Source organism: Streptomyces sp. Alt3 (genome assembly GCF_030719215.1).
Classification (GTDB): domain Bacteria; phylum Actinomycetota; class Actinomycetes; order Streptomycetales; family Streptomycetaceae; genus Streptomyces; species Streptomyces glycanivorans.
The window spans coordinates 7,610,913-7,629,973 of the sequence record NZ_CP120983.1 but is presented as its reverse complement, the minus strand read 5'-3'; the positions used below and the strand labels follow the sequence as shown (position 1 = coordinate 7,629,973).

At 70.3% G+C, this 19,061-nt stretch carries 18 protein-coding genes; 10 read left to right on the top strand and 8 right to left on the bottom strand.

The genetic code is table 11. From position 1 onward, the window contains the following. The first annotated feature begins 85 nt into the window (after positions 1-85). Together P8A20_RS33800 and P8A20_RS33795 are read left to right on the top strand one after the other, a co-directional pair. A complete protein-coding gene (locus tag P8A20_RS33800; protein ID WP_306104877.1) occupies positions 86-211 on the top strand; it encodes a hypothetical protein in 126 nt (41 codons plus the stop codon). A 114-nt stretch (positions 212-325) separates the two neighbouring features. Beyond that, on the top strand, positions 326-1,150 hold the full coding sequence (locus P8A20_RS33795; protein ID WP_306104876.1) for an SDR family NAD(P)-dependent oxidoreductase: 825 nt from the start codon (positions 326-328) through the stop codon (positions 1,148-1,150). Between the two features lie 61 nt (positions 1,151-1,211). On the opposite strand, the gene P8A20_RS33790 is transcribed toward P8A20_RS33795, so the two are convergent. Further along, on the bottom strand, positions 1,212-1,631 hold the full coding sequence (locus P8A20_RS33790; protein ID WP_147962701.1) for a PPOX class F420-dependent oxidoreductase: 420 nt from the start codon (positions 1,629-1,631) through the stop codon (positions 1,212-1,214). A gap of 252 nt (positions 1,632-1,883) precedes the next feature. Continuing rightward, positions 1,884-2,939, bottom strand: coding sequence for a LacI family DNA-binding transcriptional regulator (locus P8A20_RS33785; RefSeq protein WP_306104875.1), 1,056 nt, complete (start codon positions 2,937-2,939; stop codon positions 1,884-1,886). A 271-nt stretch (positions 2,940-3,210) separates the two neighbouring features. On the opposite strand from P8A20_RS33785, the gene P8A20_RS33780 reads away from it, so the two are divergent. From P8A20_RS33780 to P8A20_RS33755, 6 genes are all read left to right on the top strand, one after another. Continuing rightward, a complete protein-coding gene (locus tag P8A20_RS33780) occupies positions 3,211-4,581 on the top strand; it encodes an extracellular solute-binding protein (RefSeq protein WP_306104874.1) in 1,371 nt (456 codons plus the stop codon). Positions 4,582-4,603: 22 nt separating this feature from the next. Continuing rightward, positions 4,604-5,536: a carbohydrate ABC transporter permease gene (locus tag P8A20_RS33775; protein WP_306104873.1), complete on the top strand. Its 933-nt coding sequence runs from the start codon at positions 4,604-4,606 to the stop codon at positions 5,534-5,536. Between the two features lie 3 nt (positions 5,537-5,539). After that, complete coding sequence (locus tag P8A20_RS33770) at positions 5,540-6,439, top strand: carbohydrate ABC transporter permease (RefSeq protein WP_147962698.1); 900 nt, start codon at positions 5,540-5,542, stop codon at positions 6,437-6,439. 75 nt (positions 6,440-6,514) lie between these two features. After that, positions 6,515-8,338, top strand: coding sequence for a glycoside hydrolase family 2 protein (locus P8A20_RS33765; RefSeq protein WP_306104872.1), 1,824 nt, complete (start codon positions 6,515-6,517; stop codon positions 8,336-8,338). A 239-nt stretch (positions 8,339-8,577) separates the two neighbouring features. Beyond that, a complete protein-coding gene (locus P8A20_RS33760; protein ID WP_306104871.1) occupies positions 8,578-9,165 on the top strand; it encodes a TetR/AcrR family transcriptional regulator in 588 nt (195 codons plus the stop codon). A gap of 121 nt (positions 9,166-9,286) precedes the next feature. Next, positions 9,287-9,994 (top strand): type 1 glutamine amidotransferase domain-containing protein, encoded by a 708-nt coding sequence (locus tag P8A20_RS33755; RefSeq protein ID WP_147962695.1) that lies wholly within the window; start codon positions 9,287-9,289, stop codon positions 9,992-9,994. 194 nt (positions 9,995-10,188) lie between these two features. On the opposite strand, the gene P8A20_RS33750 is transcribed toward P8A20_RS33755, so the two are convergent. The 3 genes from P8A20_RS33750 to P8A20_RS33740 all read right to left on the bottom strand — a co-directional run bounded on the left by P8A20_RS33750 (position 10,189) and on the right by P8A20_RS33740 (position 13,609). Further along, positions 10,189-11,775, bottom strand: coding sequence for a protein kinase domain-containing protein (locus tag P8A20_RS33750; protein WP_306104870.1), 1,587 nt, complete (start codon positions 11,773-11,775; stop codon positions 10,189-10,191). Positions 11,776-12,113: 338 nt separating this feature from the next. After that, positions 12,114-12,749, bottom strand: a complete 636-nt coding sequence (locus tag P8A20_RS33745; protein WP_147962693.1) for an NADPH-dependent F420 reductase — start codon at positions 12,747-12,749, stop codon at positions 12,114-12,116. Positions 12,750-12,796: 47 nt separating this feature from the next. Further along, positions 12,797-13,609 (bottom strand): inositol monophosphatase family protein, encoded by an 813-nt coding sequence (locus tag P8A20_RS33740; protein WP_147962692.1) that lies wholly within the window; start codon positions 13,607-13,609, stop codon positions 12,797-12,799. 114 nt (positions 13,610-13,723) lie between these two features. On the opposite strand from P8A20_RS33740, the gene P8A20_RS33735 reads away from it, so the two are divergent. Continuing rightward, the gene (locus tag P8A20_RS33735; protein ID WP_147962691.1) at positions 13,724-14,635 is read left to right on the top strand and encodes a LysR family transcriptional regulator; all 912 of its coding nucleotides are present in this window, start codon (positions 13,724-13,726) and stop codon (positions 14,633-14,635) included. 200 nt (positions 14,636-14,835) lie between these two features. Beyond that, positions 14,836-16,224, top strand: coding sequence for an MFS transporter (locus tag P8A20_RS33730; protein WP_306104869.1), 1,389 nt, complete (start codon positions 14,836-14,838; stop codon positions 16,222-16,224). Positions 16,225-16,276: 52 nt separating this feature from the next. Here the strand turns inward: P8A20_RS33730 and P8A20_RS33725 are convergent, their stop codons facing one another. From P8A20_RS33725 to P8A20_RS33715, 3 genes are read right to left on the bottom strand one after another with little or no spacing between them, the layout of a single operon-like run. Beyond that, the gene (locus P8A20_RS33725) at positions 16,277-16,756 is read right to left on the bottom strand and encodes an NUDIX hydrolase (protein WP_147962689.1); all 480 of its coding nucleotides are present in this window, start codon (positions 16,754-16,756) and stop codon (positions 16,277-16,279) included. Positions 16,757-16,765: 9 nt separating this feature from the next. Then, complete coding sequence (gene lnt, locus P8A20_RS33720; protein ID WP_147962688.1) at positions 16,766-18,397, bottom strand: apolipoprotein N-acyltransferase; 1,632 nt, start codon at positions 18,395-18,397, stop codon at positions 16,766-16,768. 56 nt (positions 18,398-18,453) lie between these two features. Then, on the bottom strand, positions 18,454-19,017 hold the full coding sequence (locus tag P8A20_RS33715) for a hypothetical protein (RefSeq protein ID WP_147962687.1): 564 nt from the start codon (positions 19,015-19,017) through the stop codon (positions 18,454-18,456). Between the last annotated feature and the right edge of the window lie 44 nt (positions 19,018-19,061).

Below are 19,061 nucleotides of genomic sequence, written 5' to 3'. Positions count from 1 at the left end.
AGCGGGTTCAGAAAAGCTATAGTCCTGGTCAGGCTGGAACAACTGATTGGTTCAGAGGATTTGACGTGCCGACGAGTGCCGGGTCATGACCACATCACGCAGCCGGATCGACGATCGGCACCGCCCGCACCGGGCGTCGGCCGGCGCACTCGCGCGGCCCATGGTCGCCGGCCGACTGCGCGGCACCGATCCCGCCCGGGCGGCACGCTGACCGATGGGGACCCGCTCCCTCGACGACGCCGGGGCGCCGGACGTGGCCCACGCCGCCGTACGCACGTTCCTGCCGGCCATGACACCTTCCCGACAGCGGACCAAGGACATTGACATGACGAAGACGTACGTGATCCAGGGCGGCACCGACGGGATCGGGGCGGCCGTCGCCCGAGCCCTGTTCTTACGCGGAGACCACGCCGTGATTCTCGGCACGAACCCGGAGAAGGCCGCCCCCCTGCTCCGGGAGGCGGCGGGCGCTCCGGGCAGTGCGGACTTCGTCCGGGCGGATCTGAGCCTGGTGTCGAACACCCGGCAGACCGTCAGCGATCTGCTCGAGGCATACCCGAGGATCGACGGCCTCGTCCTGTGCGCGCGCTTCTTCCGCACGTACCGGTCGGTGACCTCCGAGGGCTTCGAGGACAATTTCGCACTCTTCTACCTGAGCCGCGCCCTGCTCAGCTACGGGCTCCTCCCCTCGTTCGACAAGTCCGACGGCGCGGTCATCATCAATGCCGCCGGGCCCGGCCATGACACGCCGATCGACTGGGACGATCTGCAGAGCGCCCGGAACTACGACGGCGTACGGGCGATGTTCATGACCGGGCGGCTCAACGATCTCCACGGCGTCACCTTCGCCGAGCGCCACGCCGACCGGGCCAGCTACGTACTGTTCCACCCGGGTACGACGTCGACGGGTTTCGTCGGCGAGTTCGACCGGCCGACGGCTGCCTACATCGAGCAGCAGAAGCTGCTGTCGAAACCCGCCACCGATGTCGTTCCCCCGATCCTCCGGCTCCTCGACGACCCGCCCGAGGAGCCGCTCAGCGCGTTCAACATGTACAACGAGTTGAGCATCCGGAGCCCCCTCTTCTCGCCGGCATCGGCGGCTCGCCTCGAGGACATCACCGCGCAACTGCTGGACGACGTCGCGAAATAGCGGCTTACCGACAGGACGGCCAGGCCCGGCCCCGCGGCGAACACGGGGCCGGGTTTTCCCCTCAGAGGAACCGTGCCGCGATCTTCGAAGCGGCGACACGCACCGTGACCAGCTCCGGAAGCCTGGCGTACATCTCCGGGTTGTGTTCGGCGTACCTCTTGTCGGTGTATTTGACGGCCAGTTCGTCCATGCGCTCCATGCTCCCCTCGCTCTCGAACCGCGCGGTGCCACTGATCACCGCGTAGTCGTGGGGCGCGTCGGGCGGGTTGACCGTCACGCTCAGGCGCGGATCACGCCGCAGATTGCGCACCTTGACCTTGTCGACACCGGTCACGAAGAAGAGCTCCTCCTCGTCCCTCCCGACCCAGACCACCGACTGGTGCGGGCTCCCGTCGGGCTGGAGGGTGGCCACGGTGACGAAGATCCTGGAATCGAGGACCTGCTTCAGTTGATCGGGCATGGACATGAGGACCGGGCTCACGCAGGACTCCTGGGACGAGGAAGGGCGCGACTTCCAGGCGCGCCGAGTACTCCCAGCATCATGCCTTTTCGGCACTTGTACCAGGATTCCCGACAAGACCCTACGATAGGGTGATTCATCGCATTAAGTCACTCCACGAGAGCCGCTCCAGGTGACCGACGGGACGGTGGACGCGGTGCGCGCGTCCGTCGTTCGCACCCGGTGTGCGCACCGAGTGCACCCAGCCTCCGCGAGCGCGGGCGGCGGCCCCGGTCACCTGCCCCGTGACCCCTCCGTGCTCTCACGCAGCACCAGTTGGTGGGAGACCACGCGGTCCTGGGGCGACTGGACGCCGGAGGTCCCGGCGCCGGACGCCTCCGGGCCCTGCGCGGCTTCCTCGATGCGCCGGTGCAGAAGCTCGACGGCGACCCTGGCGACCGCCGCCTTGTCGGGTGCCACGGTGCTCAGCGTCGGCACGCTGAAGCGGCCCCCTTCCACATCGTCGAAGCCGATCACCGCCACGTCCTCGGGGACGCGGAGGCCTGATTCGTACAGGGAGCGCAACGCGCCGAGGGCCAGCTGGTCGTTGAGGCACAGCAGTGCGTCGGGTCGCTCCCCGGCGCGCAGGGCCGCGGCCACCGCCCGGGCGCCGTCGGGCATCCTGAAGTCGTCCACGGGCAGCAGTGCCTCCGGGCGATGGCTGATTCCCGCCTCGGCCAGCGCTGCCAGGTATCCACGGGTACGCGCCTCCGCGGTCCCCAGGCCCGGCACCTCGACGCCACCGACCGCGAGGATGTTCCGCCGCCCGATGCCGATGAGGTGCTCAGTGGCCTCGCGCGCCGCCTTCTCGTTGTCGATGGCCACATGGTCGGCGCCCTCCTCCAGCAGCTCCCCGAGCAGCACGGTCGGGGGTGCCCCAGGCCGGTCACTGACATCGTCCGCCGTGAGGGCGAGCGGGCTGAGGATGATCCCGTCGACGAAGTCCGAGCCGAACCCGGCCAGAGCGGCCAGCTCGTGCTCGCGGTCCGCCCCGCTCTGGTGGATGAGCACGGTGAGCGAGAGCCGCTCCGCCTCACGGATGACGTGGCGGGCGAGCTCGGCGAAGTACGGCACGTCCAGCTCGGGCACCACGAGGGCGATGATGCCCGTCCGGCCCTTTCGCAGGTGGCGCCCGGCCAGGTTCACCCGGTAGCCGAGATGGTCGATGGCCTCGCGGACGACGCGCCGGGTCCGGTCGGAGACATGGACGTAGTCGTTGATCACGTTGGACACCGTCTTCTCCGACACCCCCGCGTGCCGTGCGACGTCCTTGATTCTGGGCCGTGCCACGCCCACCTCCCTGGCCTCGAGCGATGCAGAGTCTATGTCCCGGTGCGACCGCGGTGGACGGAGGCTCCCGGCCGGGTTCCGGCCCGGCCCTCCGGCTAGCGTCCAGCAGTACTGCCCGAACTCTTTACAGCGAATGTACATCGATGTAAAAAAAGGTGGCCGCACTGTTTCAGCCAGCGCGGCTCACCCACCTGCCGTGTGCGGTGGACCTGCCCGTGCCGGCGGTCCACCGCCGATCCGGCATGAGCGTCCGGCCGTCGAAAGGTCCGCGATGAGTTCTTCGTCCCATCCCCGTGAGGTGCCGGCCGTGCCCGGCCCCGGTCCGGCTCCCGGCATCGGGCGCCGCCGACTGCTGCGTTACGGCGCGGCAGGTGCGAGCGCGTTGCTCGCCACGGGTTCCCTGACCGGCTGCTCCTCGCGGGCCTCCGCATCCGACGCCTCGGCACTGAACGTGTGGGACCTGTTCCAGGGCGGTGACGGCATGCTGATGGACGACATGATCCGGGCCGTCTCCAAGGGGTCCGACGGCTTCGAGGTCGATCGCACGATCCTGGACTGGGGGCCGTCGTACTACACGAAACTCGCCATGTCGGCCGCCGGCGGTCGGGCCTCCGACGTGGCGGTCCTGCACCTGTCACGGCTCGCCGGGTACGCCCCGGGCGGGCTGCTGGACCCGTTCGACCTCGATCTCCTCGCCGAGTTCGGCGTCACCGAGAAACACTTCACGCCGGCCGTCTGGGCGCGCACGAAACACGAGGGCGTCGTCTACGCCATCCCCCTGGACGTCCACCCGTTCATCGTGTTCTACAACCGGGACGCGGCGGAGCAGGCAGGCCTTCTCGACCCGAAGGGCGAGCTCGCCCCGATGGGTTCGCCGAAGGCCATGCTGGAGGCGGGCAAGGCGCTGGCGGAGGTGACGGGCAAGTCCGGCATCCTCTTCGGCCACGTCACCGACACGGCCCAGAACTGGCGGCAGTTCGCCGCGCTCTACGCGCAGACCGGCGCCGCCTTCACCCTGCCGGACGGCGGGCCCGCCGAGATCGACACCGACGCGGCCGTACAGGTCGTGTCGTTCATGCAGCAGCTCTTCGACGGCCGGACGAATCCCAACAACCTCGACTACAACAGCGCCCTGGCCGGGTTCCTGGGAGGCCGCGGCGGCATGGCCATGCTGGGCGAGTGGGAGCTGCCCACGCTCCGGAAGTCCGGTATCCCGCTCGGGGCCGCGCCCTTCCCCCAGGTGTTCGGCGAACCCGCCGTCTACACCGACTCCCACAGCTACGTCCTGCCGCACCAGGCCAACCCCGACCCGGCCCGCCGCAGGCAGGCGCACCGCTACGTCGCGGAGATCCTCAAGCAGAGCCTGACCTGGGCGAGTGCCGGGCACATCCCGGCCTACCAGCCGGTGCTCGCCGAACCGGCGTACGCGAAGCTCGACCCCCAGTCCTCCTACGCCGACGCCGGGAAGGTTGCGGTGCTCGACCCGCCGAACTGGTTCGCCGGCGCCGCCTCGAACTTCCAGAACCGCATGTGCCAGCCACTCCAGTCGGCACTGCTGGGCAACACCTCCGCCGAGAAGGCGGTACGGCAGATGGTCCGCGAGGCGAACACGCTGCTGCGGCAGCCCAATCCGGTGGCCTGACCGAGCAGAAGGAGTAACCGACATGACCACCACCACGCCCATCGGGGCCCCCGCCCCGACCGGCGAACCGCCCCTCGCCGCGTCCCCCGGGCGCAGGACCGGCCGCCGGGGACCGGGCCCGCTCTTCGTCCTGCCCTTCGCGGTCCCCTTCGTCCTCTTCCTCGTGTGGCCCGTGCTCCAGGGCATCTGGATGAGCTTCACCGACAGTTCACTCGCGCTGCGCGACACGTCCTTCGTCGGTCTGGACAACTACGCCGAGGCCTTCGGCGACCCCGACGTGTGGAGCAGCCTCGGCAACACCGTCTTCTTCACCGCGGCCTCCAGCGTCCCCCTTGTGCTCATCGCACTCGCCATGGCGCTCCTGGTGCACAGCGGGCTCGCCGGGCAGTGGGCGTGGCGCCTGTCGTTCTTCGTGCCCTACCTGCTGCCGGTTACGGTGGTGACCCTCATCTGGACCTGGCTCTACCAGCCGGACGTCGGCCTCGGCAACGAACTGCTCGGCGCGCTCGGCCTCGAACCCGTCGGCTGGCTGTCCGACGAGTCCGTCGCGATGTGGTCGGTCGCGGCCCTCACGGTGTGGTGGACGGTCGGCTTCAACTTCCTGCTCTACCTCGCCGCCCTGCAGTCCCTGCCCACGGTCTTCGACGAGGCCGCGGCACTCGACGGCGCGGGGGCCTGGCGGCGTATGTGGTCGGTGACCCTCCCGCAACTGCGGAGGACCACCGTCCTGGTCGCCATGCTCCAGATCCTCGCGTCGCTGAAGGTGTTCGACCAGATCTACATCCTCACCAAGGGCGGCCCGAACGGTTCGACCCGTCCGATCCTCGAGTACGTCTACGACGTCGGGTTCACCGGATACCGGCTGGGCTACGCCTCCGCCGTGTCCTACGTCTTCTTCGCGATCGTCATCCTCGTCTCGCTCGCGCAGCTCCGCCTCTTCCGCCAGGAGGACTGACCGATGTCCACCACCGCAAGCCCCGTGCGGGCCCGCCGCCTCCCGCCCCGGGAACGTGCCGGCTCCCCCATGCTCCTCGGCCACGGCCGGCTGCCGCGCGTCCTGGCCGGCACCGCGCTCGTCGTGCTGGCGGGCGTCTGGCTGCTGCCGCTCGTCTGGGCGGTGGCCACCTCCCTCCAGAGCGAGCAGGACGTCGCCGAGCCGGGCCTGTCCCCCTTCAAGGGCGCCTTCACCCTGGACGCCTACCAGCAGATACTCGAACGCGGGAACGTCACCGTCTGGGCGGCCAACAGCTTCCTCGTGGCCGGGCTGGTCACCCTGATCACCGTCGCGATATCCACGCTGGCGGCCTACGGCTTCTCGCGGGGCGCCTTCCGTGGCCGTCGCGTCCTGCTCACCGTCACCGTCGCCGCGGTCATGGTCCCGCCGCAGCTCCTCGTCGTGCCGCTGTTCGAGCAGATGCTGATGTTCAACCTGGTCGACACCTACGCGGCGGTGATCCTGCCCCAAGTGGTGGCGCCCATGATGGTGTTCATCCTCAAGAGGTTCTTCGACAGCGTCCCCCGGGAGCTGGAGGACGCCGCCCGGCTCGACGGCGCGTCCGAGCTCAGGGTCTTCCTGTCCGTCGTGCTGCCGCTGTCCCGGCCGATCGTGGCAGCCGTGTCGATCTTCGTGTTCATCGGCGCCTGGAACAACTTCATGTGGCCGTTCATCGTCACCAACGACCCCGGTCTGATGACACTCCCCGTCGGGCTCGCCACCGTCAAGGACGCCTTCGGCATCCAGTACGCCCAGGCCATGGCCTCGGCTCTGCTGGCGGCGCTGCCGCTGGTCGTGGTGTTCCTCCTCTTCCAGCGCCGCATCGTGAGCTCGGTGGCCACCACCGGCCTCGGCGGCGCCTGACCCGTACCTCTTCCGTCCCTCCGTACCACCCGGGGCCGGCGCCCGACGCCGTCCCTACGACTGACTGGAGCATGTGTGCCCACTCACTCCGTACCCCGCCCGGAGTACCCGCGACCGCAGTTCGTCCGTCGCGACTGGCTCAACCTGAACGGCCTCTGGCAGTTCGAGACCGACCGGGGGGACAGCGGTCTCGAACGCGGTCTCCTCACCCGTGACCTGGAACGGCAGATCCTCGTCCCCTTCCCGCCCGAGTCCGAGCTGTCCGGCATCGGCGACACCGACTTCCTCGAAGCCGTCTGGTACCGGCGCGTCCTCACCCTGTCGGCCGACTGGGCCGGGCGCCGGGTCCTACTGCACTTCGGGGCGGTCGACCACGACACGACGGTCTGGGCGAACGGCACCGAGGTGGCGCGCCACCGCGGCGGCTTCACGCCGTTCACCGCCGACCTCGGCGACATCGCGGGCTCCGGGCAGGACGTCGTCGTCACCGTCCGGGCCCGTGATCCCCGTTCGGGTCCGCAGGCCCGGGGCAAGCAGGCGATCAAGTACGCCAACCACGACTGCAACTACACCCGGGTCACCGGCATCTGGCAGACCGTCTGGCTGGAGCCCGTGCACGAGGCGCACCTGAGGCGCCCCCGGATCACCCCGGATCTGGCCGGCTCCGCCTTCCACCTGGAGCTCCCGATGTCCGGGAACCGTCCGGGCCAGGTGGTGCGCGCGGTACTGAGCGACGACGAGGGAGAGGTGTGCAGGGCCGAGGCACGCGCCGACCTGGACCTCGCGCCCCGTCTCCACCTCCCGGTCCCGGCGGACAGGAGGCGGGAGTGGGGTCCGGACGACCCGCACCTGTACGACCTGCGGCTCGAACTCGTCGACGAGCGCGGGGAGGTGCTCGACACGGTGGACAGCTACGCCGGGCTGCGCGCCGTCGGTCTGCGGGGCAAGGCGGTCACCCTCAACGGGCGCCCGGTCTTCCAGCGTCTCGTCCTCGACCAGGGCTGGTACCCGGACGGGCTGATGACCGCGCCCACCGACGAGGCGCTGGTCCGTGACATCGAGCTCGCCATGGAAGCCGGTTTCAACGGCGCCCGGCTCCACCAGAAGGTCTTCGAGGAGCGCTTCCTGTACCACGCGGACCGCCTCGGCTACCTGGTGTGGGGCGAGTTCGGGGACTGGGGCTGCGAGACGGGCGGTTCGTCGGGCGACAACCAGCAGCCGGACGCCTCCTTCGTCAGCCAGTGGCTCGAAGCCGTGGAACGCGACTACTCGCACCCCTCGATCGTCGGCTGGTGCCCGCTCAACGAGACGTACCAGAAGCTGCACGACCGCATCACCGTGCTCGACGACGTCACACGGGCGATGTTCCTGGCCACCAAGGCCTTCGACGCCACGCGTCCCGTGATCGACGCGTCCGGCTACGCCCACCGGGTCGCGGAGACGGACATCTACGACTCCCACAGCTACGAGCAGGACCCGGAGGCCTTCCGCCGGCAGATGGCCGGGCTGGCCGAGGACGAACCGTTCGTCAACAGCTACGAGAACGGGGCCGCCTACTCGCAGCCCTACCGGGGACAGCCGTACTTCGTGAGCGAGTTCGGCGGGATCTGGTGGGACCCGGAGGCCGCCGCCGCGCAGTCCGGTGAGGACCGGACCCTCTCCTGGGGCTACGGCGAGCGGGTGCGGAACGAGGAGGAGTTCCACGCGCGCTTCGAGGGCCTCACCGGCGTACTGCTCCAGGACCCCGCCATGTTCGGCTACTGCTACACGCAGCTGACGGACGTCTTCCAGGAGCAGAACGGCGTCTACCGCTTCGACCGCGGCACCAAACTCGACGTGGAACGCGTCCGGGCAGCCCAGACGCGCCCCGCGGCGATCGAGGAGCAGGACGGTCGCTGACGAAGGATGACGTAGGCCGTCCCGGGCTTCCCGGGGCGGCTTTCGTCACATGTGCCCCTGACCTGCCCCTTCCTGCGGTACGGCCACCACGGCTCGCGACTGTGTCGCACCTTCTGGAGATGCGACCTTTGACAGCCTAAGTAGACCGGTCGTATAGTCCTGCACATCGGAACGCGGCACACACCGGTGCCGCCGACCCCGACTAGACGACCGGTCTATTCACAGATAGGGTGGAACGCATGCCAGTCACCCAGGGGGACACCCGTCGCAGCATTCTCGACACGGCTCAGCGGATCATGTCCCGCAAGGGATTCGCCGCAGTGGGGATCAACGAGGTCCTCTCCGAGGCCGGAGTCCCCAAGGGGTCCTTCTATCACTACTTCAACTCCAAGGACGCCTTCGGCGAGGCGATGATGCGGTCATACTTCGGCGACTACCTCGCGGACATGGACCGCATCCTCGGTGAGCCGGGCACGACCTCGGCGCAGCGGCTGATGAACTACTGGCAGAACTGGCGCGAGACGCAGAGCGTCGACGAGTGCCAGGGCAAGTGCCTGGCCGTCAAGCTCGGCGCGGAGGTCTCCGACCTGTCGGAGTCGATGCGGCTCGCACTCAAGGAAGGCACCACCGCCATCGTCGACCGCCTGGAGCAGGCGATCACCGCCGGCCTGGAGGACGGCTCGCTCGCGGTCGACGACGACGCCCGCACCACCGCGCAGGTCCTGTACGACATGTGGCTCGGCGCAAGCGTCATGGCCAAGATCCACCGCGACATCACCCCCCTGGCCACCACCACGACGGTCACCCGCCGGCTCCTGCACCTTTAGCAGCCTCTGCCGCCTGGGCACCACTCACCGCACCGCGCCCTCGCGCGGCACGATCGCCACTCATAGACGACCGGTCTACTCATCCGGGACGGCCGGTACACCACTCGAAGGAGCAGTAATCATGAAGGTCCTCATCGTCCTCACCTCCCACGACGAGCTCGGCGACACCGGCAGGAAGACCGGATTCTGGCTGGAGGAGCTTGCCGCCCCGTACTACCGCTTCAAGGACGCCGGCATCGACCTCGTGCTCGCGTCTCCCCAGGGCGGCCGGCCCCCGCTGGACCCCAAGAGCAACGAGCCGGCCAACCGGACCGACGAGACCCGCCGTTTCGAAGCCGACCCCGAGGCCACGGCCGCTCTCGCCCACACCGTCCGCCTCGACTCCGTGGCCGTCGACGACTTCGACACAGTCTTCTACCCCGGCGGCCACGGCCCCCTGTGGGACCTGGCCGAGGACACCACCTCCGTCCGCCTGATCGAGACCACCCTGCGCGCCGGCAAGCCGCTCGCTCTGGTCTGCCACGCCCCCGGTGTCCTGCGGCACGCGGTGAACGCGGACGGCACACCACTGGTGAGGGGCAAGAAGGTCACCGGGTTCACCAACAGCGAGGAAGAGGGAGTCCAGCTCACCGAGGTGGTCCCCTTCCTGGTCGAGGACGAACTCGTCCGGCTCGGCGGCGACTACTCCAAGGGCGACGACTGGGCGCCGTACGTCCTGCGGGACGGCCTTCTGATCACGGGGCAGAACCCCGCATCCTCCGGTCCGGCCGCCGACGCACTCATCGAACTCGTCACCAGGACCACCGGGACCGACACGACCGGCGCGTGAGCGTCCACGTCGTGATGCCGCGCGAGCGGCTCGACGCCCCCGCCGGGCTGGAGGCGCCTGCACGGCCCCGGCCCGGAACAGCCCTTGGGTTCCGGAACTCGGGGCGGTCATCCTGTCGACGCAGCGTGCGGACACAGGGCCGATCGACTGCCGGGCACCGCCCCGCGGGCAGTGCGCGCGGGGCGGCCGACGGGTCAGTGATCCGTGCCGGAGGCCCAGAGGGCTGATGTGCCGTCGAGGATCGTGATGTTTCCGTCGCTCTGGAGCTTCAGCACCGCGTTCTCGTGCCCGCTCGTCAGGCTGGCCCACACGGCCTGGTCATTCGCGTCGTAGACGACGAGGTTGCCGTCGGGCTGGAAGTCGACGCGCGCGCCGGTTCCCTTGGTCTCGGTGTCCCAGCGTGCCTGGTTCGTCTCGTCGTAGGCGACGAGGTTGCCGTCCCGCTGGAGGGTGAGCCAGACCCGCGCCGCCGCGACCTCCTCACCGGGCCGCAGGCTCATCGGCGGGGTGATGGTCCTTTCCATCGGCAACGTCTCCTCTCTGCCGTCCGAGGCCATGTCCGCCGAGCGGTCCGGGTTGTCGTCGGGCTCGGCCCTCTCTCCCGACGGCATCGAAGTCGCTGCGCCCTCGGCCTTCGCCCCGTCGGCACCCTCCACGCTCTGCCAGGGCTGAAGGACGGCCAGGGCCCCGGCCACCATGCACACGACCGCGACCGCGGTCGTGGCCACAACGGCCGGGCGCCGCCACGCACGGTGACTCCTGGCTCCGCCGAGCGGCAGGGCGGGGGCCGGAAGGATGTGAGCCGGCACGACCTCCGTCGGTGTCTGCACGGGGGTCGTGGCTGTCGGAACTGCGGACGCCGGCACGTCGGGGCCCACCGCGGAGGCGTCAAGTGCCGTAGGCACGGGGGCCAGGGCTGTGACGCCCGCCGTCATGTCAGGGGTGGCGATCCTCTGATAGGCCGGATCGTTAGCCAGGGAGATGTGTGACTGACACAGTTCCACGATCTCCCCGGGTACCGGTCGCCGGGCCGGGTCACGATCGGTGCATGCCGCGATGATCCTGGCCAGTCCGGCGTCGACCGCGTCCAGGTCGATGTCGCCGTGGACGGTGCGGTAGGCGACCGCCGGGAAGGCGCCGTCGCCGTACGGAGGGCGGCCGGTCGCGGCGAAGGCAAGAGTGGCGCCCAGCGCGAACACGTCCGCGGCGACCCCGACTTCTTCCCCTTGCAGGGCCTCGGGAGCCGTGAAGCCGGGGCTGCCGGCGGTGTGACCGACCTGGGTGAGCGCGGCCTGCCCGGCCTCCCGGGCGATGCCGAAATCGATGAGCTGCGGGCCCACCGGCGACAGGATGATGTTCTGCGGCTTGACGTCCCGGTGCAGGACACCGCGAACGTGGATGTCCGACAGCCCCTCGGCCAGCGCGGCCATGATGCCGAGGCAGAGCCGCGCGGGCAGCGCGCCGGATGCGTGCACCGCGGAGTCCAGGGTCCGGCCGGGCACGTACTCGGTGGCGAACCAGTAGGGCGGGGACTCCAGGCCTGAGTCGATCAGTGAAGCGGTGTAGGCGCTGCGCACGGTGTGCAAGGTGCCCACCTCGCGCCGGAACCGCTCCAGAGCCTGTTCCTCGTACTGGAACCGGTCACCGATGACCTTGACCGCGACTGGCCGGCCACCAGGGGTACTGCCGAGGTAGACGGTACCCATACCTCCTGCGCCGAGACGGCCGGTGAGACGGTAGCGACCGATCCTGACCGGATCGGAGTCGGTAAGGGAATGCACGGCGGGGAATTCCTCCTGGGATGACCTACCCGCCCGCACGGCTGGTCCGCGCCCTCATGGGGCCGGTGGCTCTCCCGGGCAAGGATGCGGCATGCGCCGCATTGTGCCCTCCGAAGAGCCTTGCCGCCACAGGCAGTTGATCACCTGAGCATACGTCAGATTTATGACGGCCCGGCAGTGGTGTGTGTGGGACTCCAGCCGTACGGATGCAGGCCGTCGCGGACGAGGTCCGCGAAGCGGCGCCCGCGACGACCAGCAGGACTCTCCGCGCGCCGGCACCGACGTCCAGGGTTCCCTCCACGCGGACCGGGCGGCGGAGGCGGTCCGTGGTGCAGGGGTCAGCGGGCGAGGGAGACGGCGAAGGGCTGGAAGCCGTGCCGGCGCAGGATGTGGGGCACGACCAGGATCATGGCCTCGGTGGCGCGGGCTGTGCCGATGCCACCGAGGTCCTCGATCCAGCCGGGCCGCCAGCCCAGGTCGCCGAGCAGGCCGGTGACGGTCTTCTTCGCGTCGTCGTCGTCGCCCGAGACATAGACGGTCGGTGGGGTGGCCAGGGTCTCGGGCGCGGTCATGACCATGAAGAGCATGGTGTTGAGCGTCTTGACCACCCGTGTGTCGGGGAGCGCGGCCTGGAGCTTCTCGGCGAGGCTGCTGCCGGGGTGGCACAGGTCGCCGGGCAGACCGTCATCGCCGTCACGGGTGGCGTTGGAGACGTCGATGAGGATCTTTCCCGAGAGTTCGGTGCGCAGGCCGGTGAGCCGGTCCAGGGAACTGCCGCCGGGCGTCGCGTTGATCACGATGTCCGTGGTGCGGGCGGTGGTGCGCTGGTCGGCGAAGGTGATCCGTGGGGCGGCGAGGGCCTCGGTGCCTTCCGGGTTCCGGGCACCGAGGGTGACGTGGTGCCCGGCTGCGGCGAGCTTGCCGGCCAGGTTGGTCCCGACCCGGCCGTTGCCCAGGATGCCGATGTTCGTCATGAGGTGATGCTCCTTGCGGTTTCGGGTGGGAACAGCGGGGCGTCCGGTCAGGCGATGGGTGACAGGACCGTGAGCGCGGCGGCGTGGACGCCGGGGGCGGAGGCCAGGAAGTCGCGGCTGCCCGTGTGCCAGGGTTCGCCCGCCAGATCGGTGACGGTGCCCCCGGCCTCGGAGACCAGCAGCGCACCGGCGACCAGGCCGGAGCGGACGTCGGAGAACTGCCAGAACGCGTCCGTGCGTCCGGCGGCGACATGGATGAGCTGCATGGTGGCCGGCACGGAGACACGCACGACCAGGCCACTGATGAGCATGGTGGTGACGGAGTCGCCGATCCGCCGGAAGGTGCGCGCGTCCTCGCCGGGCTTGGCCTGACCGGTGCCGACGAGTGCGGCGCCCAGGTCGGTCTTGGCCGACACCTTCAGGGGCCGGTCGTCGAGGCGGGCACCGAAGCCGGCGACCGCGGTGTAGGTGTCGCCGGTCAACGGCAGGTGGACGACGGTGAGAACCGGCTGGTTGTCGCGGACCAGGGTGGCGGTGACGGCCCAGTCCTCCATGCCGTGGACGTGGTTGATGTTGCCCTCGGCGGGGTCGACGACCCACCACTCGCCGGGCGGGAGCGTACCGCCGGCCAGTTCGTCCTCGGCCCACCGGGATCCGTCCCTGGCCCGCAGCAGCGGTTCTCGCAGCACGTCCAGTACGGCGTCGTCGTTGGCGTGGATCTCATCGACGACCTCGTTCAGACTCACGCCGCGGGCGTGCGAGGTGTAGCGGTCGCGCAGCGTGGTGCCTGCGGTCCTCACCGCGGCCGTCACATCGGGCAGGAGCGCGGCGTCGGCGGGAAGAGGCATGGCTGAGCTCATCACGGGGTCCCTGGGATAGGTGGAAGCGGGGAGATCTCCTTGCCCCGCCCTTCGAAAGTAGGCCGCTCCACGATTACCGGCAAGTGCATGCTTGTCACTTGTAGAGTTACTTTCATGCAACTGGATCTGAACCTGCTCACAGCCCTGGACGCCCTTCTGGAAGAGGGCAGTGTCGCCGGTGCCGCGGCCCGCCTCCACGTCACCGCACCGGCGATGAGCCGCTCCCTGGGCCGCATCCGCAAGGCGACCGGTGACCAGATCCTGGTCCGCACCGGCCGCAGCATGGTCCCCACCAGCCGCGCGCTGGCCATGCGTGCCGACGTCCACGCGCTGGTGCAGCAGGCCCACCACCTTCTGTCCGCGCAGCAAGAGCTCGATCTGACAGCTCTGGACCGGGTGTTCACCGTGCGCTGGCACGACGCCCTGACCGCGGCCTGCGGCACCGCCCTGACGACGGCCGTCCACCGGCAGGCACCCGGCGTCCGACTGCGTCTCTCGGCCGAACCCGGTTCCGACGACGCCGAGTTGCGCCGAGGCGAGGTCGACCTCGAATCCAGCTCCAGTCGGCCGACACTCCCCGACATCCGCCACCGCCATGTCGGCACGGACCGGCTGGTCGTCGCCGTCCGGGCAGGCCACCCACTCGCCGAGGGGCTGTTGAACCCAGAGGATTACGCGGCCGCCGAACACCTCACCATTTCGCGTCGCGGAAGCCTGCACGACCCGATCGACGACGCTCTGGCCACGCACGGCCTCGAGCGCCGCGTCGTCGCCGCCGGGCCCACCGCCGCCTTCGCGCTGCGACTCGCCCGCGAGACCGACCTGGTGGTCACGCTCCCCGACGCGGTCACCCGCGGGACCCGGGACCGACTCGGCCTGCTCACGCTGTCACTGCCACTCCCGGTGCCCGAGGTCTCGTTGTACCTGCTGTGGCACCAGCGCTACGAGGACGACCGCGCCCACATCTGGCTGCGCGACCTGGCCACCGAAACCGTCCAGGCACTGTTCGCACCGACGGACATCTGAAGATCACAGCAGCGGTCCCGGCCCAGGAGGCCGATCCCGCGTCACATCCGGGGCTTCGGCCCCTCCCGTCCTGACACGGGGCACAGCGCAACCACACACGACCGCGAAAGTATGGTGCCCCACCACATGTGCCACTGACATGCGTGTTCCTACCTTGTGCCAGCACGCAGACGTCCCCTCCCCGCCTGGAAGTGGTGCACATGGCATCCGCAGCAACCGCCCCGCCGCCCCCCGGAAACCTCAAGCGCGTCGTCGCCGCGAGCCTCGTCGGGACCACGGTGGAGTGGTACGACTTCTTCCTCTACGGCTCCGCTGCCGCGCTGGTGTTCAACAAGCTGTTCTTCCCCGATTCCGACCCGCTCGTCGGCACCCTGCTGTCCTTCCTCACCTACGCCGTGGGCTTCGCCGCACGCCCCATCGGGGCCCTGGTGTTCGGGCATTACGGCGACCGGCTCGGGCGCAAGAAGCTGCTGGTGCTCAGCCTGCTGATGATGGGAGGCGCGACCTTCGCCATCGGGCTCCTTCCGACGCACGCCACCATCGGTTCGGCCGCGCCCGTCCTGCTCACCGTCCTTCGCCTGGTGCAGGGGTTCGCCCTCGGCGGCGAGTGGGGCGGTGCCGTGCTGCTCGTGTCGGAACACGGCGACGCGAAACGGCGTGGGTTCTGGGCGTCGTGGCCGCAGACGGGCGCGCCCGCAGGGCAGTTGCTCGCCACCGCGGTGCTGTCCGCCCTCACCGCGCTCCTGTCCGAGTCCGCATTCGAGTCATGGGGCTGGCGGATTCCCTTCCTCCTCTCCGGTGTGCTCGTGATCCTCGGGCTGTGGATCCGGCTCTCCGTCGACGAATCGCCCGTCTTCAAGGCGGCACTGGCCCAGGCCGAACAGCGCAAGGCGTCCGCCGCACCGGCCGAGAAGATGCCCCTGGTCGCCGTTCTGCGGCATCACTGGCGCGATGTGCTGATCGCCATGGGCGCCCGGATGGCCGAGAACATCAGCTACTACGTGATCACCGCGTTCATCCTGGTGTACGCGACGACCTCCGCGGAGCTGAGCAAACAGACGGCTCTCAACGCCGTACTCGTCGCGTCCGCCGTGCACTTCGCCGTGATCCCGCTGTGGGGTGCGCTGTCCGACCGCGTGGGGCGCAGGCCCGTCTATCTGGTCGGTGCCATCGGTGTGGCGCTGTGGATGTTCCCGTTCTTCGCGCTGATCGACAGCAGGAGTTTCGGGAGCCTGCTGCTCGCCGTGACGGTCGGGCTCGTCTTCCACGGTGCCATGTACGCACCGCAGGCGGCCTTCTTCGCGGAGATGTTCGCGACGAGGATGCGCTACTCGGGGGCGTCGATCGGCGCCCAGTTCTCGTCGGTCGCCGCGGGCGCCCCGGCGCCCCTCATCGCCACCGCGCTCCTCGCCGACTTCGGCAGTTCGACGCCGATCTCGCTGTACGTCATCGCCGCCTCGCTGCTCACCGTGCTGGCGATCGTCTGCGCGAAGGAGACCAGGAACAGGGACCTCACGGAGATCGAGCCGGGGGCCGGACGGGCGTCGGCGGACAGCACGGCACTGCCCGCCGACGCCCGGAGCATCTGAACCGACGCCGGCGAAGGGCCCGCCTCCACCGCGTTCCGGGGAGCCGGGCCCGTCAGGCCTCCGGCGTGCGCGCGAACCAGGTGGGGCCGTCGGTGAGGGACTGCTTGATGCGGAAGAGCGAGAACTCGCTCAGCGGCGGCAGGGCGTCGACGTCGAACCACGCGACTTCCAGCGACTCGTCGTCGTTCACCCGGGCCTCTCCCCCGACGGCCCGGCAGCGGAAGGTGATGTCGACGTACTGGCAGCGGTCGCCGTTGGCGTACTGCACCGGCTTCAGTGCCTGGGTGAGCACGACCCGCTCCGCGACACAGCGCACCGCCGTCTCCTCGTACACCTCGCGCTCCGCCGTCAGCGCGGGCTCCTCGCCCGGCTCCCCGATGCCGCCGACGACCGACCACTTGCCGGTGTCCGACCGGCGCCCGAGCAGGACCTTTCCCTCGTCGTCGAAGACGACCGCGGTCACTCCCGGCAGCAGGAGCAGCTGGTGGCCGGCGGTGGCGCGGATGTCACGGATGAAGTCTGGAGTACCCATGCCAGGAGCCTACGTGCCGGCCTGGACGTCCCCCGGACCGGCCGCCGCGGTCTTCCGCGCGCTGCGGGCGCGCACCGACCGGGCCGTGGCCCAGCCGAGACCGCCCAGGGCGAGCAGTGCCAGGACGCCCTCCGGCAGGGCCCCCATCCGGGTCGCGGGCGTGAGGGAGGACCGCAGGGGCACCTCGTCGACCAGCGCGTCCGGGGTGAACATCTTCGTCTTCTCGACGATCGTGCCGTCCGGCCGGATCACGGCGCTGACGCCGCTCGTGACGGGCACGACGACGGACCGTCCGTGCTCGACCGCCCTCACCTGGCTCATGGCCAGCTGCTGGTAGGTCATCTCGCTGCGTCCGAAGGTCGCGTTGTTGCTCGGCACGGCGATCAGTTGTCCGCCGTCCTTGACGGTGTCGCGCACGGCGTCGTCGAAGGCGGCCTCGTAGCAGGTGACGAGCCCGACCTTCGTGCCCGCGAGGTCGAACACGCCGACCTTGCGGCCCGGGCCGAAGTCCCGCTGCACCCGGTCGACGTCCTTGCTGAAGACACGTGCGACGGACCGCATCGGCATGTACTCGCCGAACGGCTGGATGTGCCGCTTGTCGTAGGTGTCCACGGGGCCGCTCTTCGGGTCCCACTCGATCAGCGTGTTGCGCAGCGGCCCGGTGTCGGGGGTGAGGACGGCGCCGACGACGGTGGGGGCGCCGATGGCCCGCACGGCCCTGTCGATGGCCTCGCGGGCGTCGGCGTTGCGGTACGGGTCGAGGTCCGAGGAGTTCTCCGGCCACAGGACGAAGTCGGGCTGGGGGACCTTCCCCGCCTTCACGTCCCGGGCGAGCTGCTCGGTCCGGTTCGCGTGGTTGTCCAGGACGGCCCGGCGCTGGGAGTTGAAGTCGAGTCCCAGGCGCGGGACGTTGCCCTGGATCGCGGCCACCGTGGCGGTGCCGTCCTCGGGCGAGTCGTCCACGAGCGGGAGGGCCGCCAGAGCCGCGACGACGGGAGCCGCCACGGTGACGGCCGCGGCCACGACGGCGGAGCGCGGCACGGTGCCCGTGGCGCGGTGGCGGCGGACCTGCCGGACGGCCTCGAGGAGCCCGAAGCCGCACAGCACGACGGCGAACGAGAGCAGCGGGGTCCCGCCGAGTGCGGCGAGCGGGAGGAACGCGCTGTCGGCCTGGCCGAAGGCGATCTTGCCCCAGGGAAAACCGCCGAAGGGTACGCGGGCCCGCAACGCCTCGTCGAGGGTCCAGACGGCAGCTGCCCAGACCGGCCAGTACGGGAGCCGGGAGACGGCGGCTACGCCGACGCAGCCGACGGCGATGAACACCGCTTCGGCGAGCGCGAGCGCGAGCCAGGGAACGGGGCCGACCTCCTCCCCCGTCCAGTGGAGCAGCGGCAGCATGAAGCCGAGGCCCGCGAGGAGACCCAGGCCCAGCGCCGCGCGCGGCCTGCGTGCCGAGAGGACCCAGCCCAGCAGTGCGAAGCCCGGCAGCACCAGCCACCACAGGGGCCGGGGCGGGAAGCTCGTGTAGAGCATGACTCCGGACAGCACGGCCGCGGCCGGCCGGGCGAGCCGTGGCCACAGCGTGCTGCTGCGGGGTGCGGGGGCGGGCGGCGGTTCGACGGTGGTGATGGTGGCGCTCACCTGCCGGAGTCTACGGCGGACCGCTGTGGGCCCGGCAGCCGCTCCGCCCAGCCGGCTCAGGGCGCCGGGGTCTTCCCGGTGGCCGTGAGGTGCAGGCGGTCGCGGATGAAGCGCACGGCTGCCTCGGCGTCGTCCACCGTGACGGTGAAGGTCCTGCCGTCCCCCAGCCGGAGCACCAGCGCCTCCCCGCGGCGCACGACGACGGCCGTGCCCTGTTCGGGCCGCCAGCGGTAGCCCCAGCCGCCCCACTGGCGCGGGGTGACCTTGGGGGCGAACTCCGCGCCCACGACATGGGTGAGCAGGATCCGGCGCCTGGGGAGCCCGGCGTGACCGCAGCGCACCTCGAGGGCGTCCCCGTCGACCTTCACGGCGACATGCACGAACGCGAGGGTCCCGAACAGGATCAGGAGCCCGGCGGCGACACAGCCGATGACGGACATGAGGAGGGGGGCGAACCCGCCGCCCCAGGCCGAGTCGACGGCCAGTTCGATGCCGAGTGCCAGGCACGCCGCCCCCACGGCCGCGAGCAGCCACTGGAAGCGGTTGGTGGCCCGTCCCGTCCAGACCGTGCTCGGGACCTGGCTCGAACCGTGCCGCGCGTTACGGGGATGGTCCGTCATGCCCAGCAGCGTACCCACGTTCCGCGAGGCGGGGACGGGACGCG